The organism is Gilliamella sp. Pas-s25, from assembly GCF_009795885.1.
Classification (GTDB): domain Bacteria; phylum Pseudomonadota; class Gammaproteobacteria; order Enterobacterales; family Orbaceae; genus Gilliamella.
Genome location: NZ_WTEV01000007.1, coordinates 1 through 4,936 on the forward strand (window position 1 = coordinate 1; position 4,936 = coordinate 4,936).

The following is a 4,936-nucleotide window of genomic DNA, read 5'->3' on the forward strand; positions in this document are numbered from 1 at the left end:
CCAATTCCGATTCCGAGCCAAACTCTCCATTCTTGTTATCTGTTTCACTGTCGCGGTAATTCCTTCATGCGTCACGGGCGTCCATGTCAATCCATCTACATAGCCATATATGACTAAGTCAAAATACAATCCATTTGCCCCCGTAGTCGGAAAATTAAGCGCGTATGATGCGGGATTGGTGTCTTTGTCTTTAAAGATGAATCCCAAATAACTGTCCCATATGTCAGGGATCTCTATGTCTATAGCTCCTGAGAACAACACTGGGGTAACGAACCAGATAGTTGCTGGGGCGTTCGTCGGTGGTAATAGTATAGCATCACTACGATTATTCTCTCGACCATTTTGACCCGCTAATGCCGGCAAATGCCATAAACATGACAATAAAAACAATGCCAACGCCAACGGTTTTTTTCGAGATAATTTTGATAGTGATTTGAGAAATAACTTCGAGAATATAAACGAGGCAAGCCAAAAAACTCGCCTGATGCGTCCATTTAATAAATTTATGTTTTATTTCGATTTTTCACATCTATTTGCTTATTAAATAAGCTGTTTTTTAAAAATAGGTGAAAGTATAACCGTTTTAAAAAAGCTTGGCTAGCTTTTTGGGGGATTTTTGGACAAAAATTAATTAAGTGTAACTTTGATTAAGTTTATGAAAAACTTTAACGGATTGAAATATTATTTTTACTATAAAAAATTTAAATAAAATCAATATCTTTACTGAACTACTTTTAGTTATTTATTGTTAATAATGAGGTATGTGCAATTATCTTTTTATAGTTTTATCCAAAAAACGACTAAATATACATAACTTGTAGGAATTGCTCGGGTTGTTTACAGTAATTTGAGAAAATACTGTAAACAACCCGAGCAACTCCTATTAAACACAGCTATTTTTCTGGCAACGGGATAACCTTGGTTGCTTTATATTCTTTTGTCTTTTTATCAAACGCTTGTAATTTGAATATACAAAGGAATTTCTTTTCATTCTCTGCTGGTTTAGCACCGATAGATAGCAAATAATCGGTATCTTTTTTCGGTATAAATACTATTTTTTTGTCATTCCACTTACATGTAACCGATTCAGTGTAACCGCGATGGAACCATCCTGGTTCATGTCTTTTATATCTATAAACTGCAACATTAAAAATAAATGGCTTATCTGGCACTATGTTGAGCTGATTTATTGGTTTTGCATTTTCATCCAAAACTTGTACGCCATGAATGTCGGTAACAATGGGTGCATAAGTTTCATCGCCAAATCGATAAGCCATTAAATATCCTGATTTACTTTTATTTGTTATGTCAAATATGCGTAACCTAGTTGCAGTAAAATCACCTGATCCCACTTGTACTACAGTAATTCTAGCCTTAGGCTGTTTACCTTTTGGCTCAATATCAGAATAAAAACGGGTTTTTGCTAGATATTCTTCTTGTCTTTTTTTTACACTATCAGCTTGTTTTGTTGAAGTATCTTGTGCACACGATGTGAGCAACATTGAAAATACAATAAAAGCTATTAATTTTAATAAGTTATACATTATTTTTCCTTATTATTTCTAAAAGTGAAATTAAGGATAATAGATATTTAACATTAAAGAAAGAATTTTAGTTTTAAATGAATTGATTTTATTATACTTTGTTTGCGCTGGTTGATTAATTACCGTTCAAAATTACTAGAACGAAGATATTCCCAATCACCGTTTTTATAATAAAACGGTATATTCTTTATTTGCTAAATAATCCTAACATTCAATAACCATTACTATAATTTTTTTCATAAATAATTTTCGCAAATAAAGAGGTTCGACTAATCCATCCCTGCAATTAATTTAACCTTGCCGAGTTTATTGCATAGTAGAGAATTGGAAGTCAATAATATCTATAAGCTATTTTTACATATCACTATACAATAATAATTATTATAAATTACTAGTTAGTGTTTTATTTACGCTTTACCCTGCACATTTTCTATATTACACAAGTTCAATCATGATTTAGATTTAATTATATGTCTTGATTGACATATATTATCATAGTTACTTGATAAATTTTAATATTTTAAATATAGCTAAATTTTATATTCATTTTTCTGCAAGCTCTTTAGATTTATTAATTGTTGCTTCTACAGCATCAATTACCGCTGCTCTAAATCCTTTAGCTTCAAGCATTTGCACTCCCTCAATCGTAGTGCCAGCAGGTGAACAGACCATATCTTTTAATTCACCAGGATGTTTACCTGTTTCTAATAATAGTTTTGCCGATCCCAATACTGCTTGTGCAGCAAATTTATAGGCTTGTTTTCTTGATAATCCGCCTTTAACTGCACCATCAGCTAACGCTTCAATAAACATAAACACAAACGCTGGCGAAGATCCACTTGCGCCAATAACTGCATCGATTAAATATTCAGGAACAATCTCAGTCTTGCCTACGCAATTTAATAATGTTTGTACTATTGACAAATCTTCATTGGTAATTTCAGAATTCGGTGTAATTGAGCACATAGCGGCATTGACAAGCGCTGGGGTATTTGGCATAACGCGAACAATTTTTTGCTCATAGCCCACACATTTTGCAATTGTCTTAATAGTGACACCAGCAGCAATTGAAATAACGATAGTATCCCTTTTTAATTCTTTTTGAATATCATTAAGCACATCAACAATCACATTAGGTTTAACGGCAACCAATACAATATCTGACTCACGAGCAACATCTCTTGCTGAATCCAAATTATTAACTAAATAAGTTTGATTAAGCGCTTGACCTTTTTCTAAATGAGGATCATAAACATAAAGCTGAGTTCCTGATACAATATTACTGCCCAAAATGCCTTGCAAAATTGCCGTGCCCATGTTTCCTAAACCAATAAAACCAATTTTTTGTTCCATTTATTAATCACTTTTTAGTATCTATAGTTGTTGACAATTATAGAGTATTTTTTGATCCAAAACCCAACTTTTACCAAAATAGTTTATTGTTAACTATATTCATAAGTATTTTTAGATCTGACGTTAATTTTTATTAAAGTGTGCAAGCAATATTTGTTGGTTATTTTACTCTTTGTCGAATAAGAAAATAAAATTGGCAGTAATGTCAGTTAAGACTAATTTGCATACCATATTAGTATCTAGTTTACATCAATATGAATTTTAGGTGATAACTACAAACTAAGGAGTAACGCAAGCTACTCTATAATCTTGATCTGAAAGCAATCTATCTCCAACAAGTCCATTATTAGCCTCTACAACAAAATTAGTGTCCAGGTAATGTTGATCTGATGTCCAATAATATGCACGGTTGATTGCTCCCCAGTCAGGATCACCTACTTGAAAAAACTCCCAATCACTATCTTTGTAGTAAATTTGAGTCATACGCCCCCATTCGTTAAGTAATCCTCCCATCCAATAACCATTTTCTTTATAACTAATTTTTCGTAAATAGGTTTCGTCTATTATACCATTTTGCCAATCAACACTTCCTGCTCGATTTGAATTAGAAAAGTCTAGTACTTTAATTACACGATACCCGCCACCATTAAAACTATTACAAAACGTTACAGCATTTTGATATCCCCCTGCGCCACCTTTCTTAGCCACATACCAACGCTCTAGTTTAAAACTATATAATGGTTCATTGTGGGTATCATGCAATGAAAATACCGAGGGCTGGAAAGCACTAGGGTTATTTTCTTTAGGACCGATTAAAGTCATTTTAATTAAACCTGTAGGAGAGGTATTTTCAGCATTTAATTTTAATGTCACTCCGCCTTTGCTAATTGTATTACCATTTGCATTAACAAAATCTTGTGCTTTTATTCCTGCAACACTCAAATAAAAAAACAAATTATGAGAGCCTGTGGTTGGAAAATTTGCGCCAGGATTCGCTGGATTATAAGCATAAAACCCCCTATGCTTATTCCACTCGCCATTTCCTGCGTTAATAGAAGAAATCGCGCCGTCATAAGGGAGTTCGCCTGAATGAAGATCAAACTCTAAATTCGGTTTTGCGTAACAAAACTTAGGTTTATTCACTTTCGGGTAAAGGTAATAGGAATGTTTTCCACCGGTAATGAGACCACTTTGCGATGGTATGCCATATTCAGTTTCAATGCTCATATCATCTACTTCTATCGTCAATTTATAAGGAGCATCACACTCGTTAAGTAAGCTGCTAGCATTATTTTTCACATAATCAGTAATATCTTGACCTTCTAAATTTTGCCATTTAATTTTTAGCTTACTCATTCCGTTACCATGAATAATATCACCATCATCATCTTTCCAATAACCATTATTCTCAATAACATTATCGGTTAATTCATTTGGATAATTTTTAAATGGCACTAATGTTTTTATATCTGCAAAGGTTGCTGATACCTTATCTAACATGATTGGATTTTCCATGCTTGAAGTATCTGTAGATGCACTTACAACTCTATTGCTAGGCAATGTAATCGACAACAAAGGAACAACGGAATTCGCATGTGTCACGCCATTATCAAATGTTAAATATGGTGCACTACCATGAATCTCTTTCACTGTCGCCGCTGTTAATGCTGATAAAGCATTATTTGATATAACTAACCCCAATAATGCCAAAATTGTTCGGGGAATATAACATTTATTTTCTAAATTTGGCGATATAAACGACAAAATTTTACTAAACGCCCTATGATTAAAAAAGTGGAATAAGATACTTAAAGATTGATGATAATTGTATTGTAAAGTTAATTTTAGAAATTGTTCAAAATATGTGCTGTGTGCTGTGTGCTGTGTGCTGTGTGCTGTGTGCTGTGTGCTGTGTGCTGTGTGCTGTGTGCTGTGTGCTGTGTGCTGTGTGCTGTGTGCTGTGTGCTGTGTGCTGTGTGCTGTGTGCTGTGTGCTGTGTGCTGTGTGCTGTGTGCTGTGTGCTGTGTGCTGTGTGCTGT

At 33.8% G+C, this 4,936-nt stretch carries 4 protein-coding genes; all 4 read right to left on the reverse strand.

The features are described 5' to 3' along the window. Positions 1-390: hypothetical protein (locus GQ593_RS04710; RefSeq protein WP_160431005.1), on the reverse strand; the 390-nt coding region annotated here is incomplete at its 3' end. Between the two features lie 503 nt (positions 391-893). Continuing rightward, on the reverse strand, positions 894-1,544 hold the full coding sequence (locus GQ593_RS04715) for a hypothetical protein (RefSeq protein ID WP_160431006.1): 651 nt from the start codon (positions 1,542-1,544) through the stop codon (positions 894-896). A 543-nt stretch (positions 1,545-2,087) separates the two neighbouring features. After that, entirely contained in the window at positions 2,088-2,897 is an 810-nt protein-coding gene (proC, locus tag GQ593_RS04720) for a pyrroline-5-carboxylate reductase (RefSeq protein ID WP_160431007.1), read from the reverse strand. A 279-nt stretch (positions 2,898-3,176) separates the two neighbouring features. Then, positions 3,177-4,661 carry a hypothetical protein gene (locus GQ593_RS04725; protein ID WP_160431008.1) on the reverse strand — a complete coding sequence of 495 codons (1,485 nt, stop codon included), beginning with the start codon at positions 4,659-4,661 and terminating at the stop codon, positions 3,177-3,179. Between the last annotated feature and the right edge of the window lie 275 nt (positions 4,662-4,936).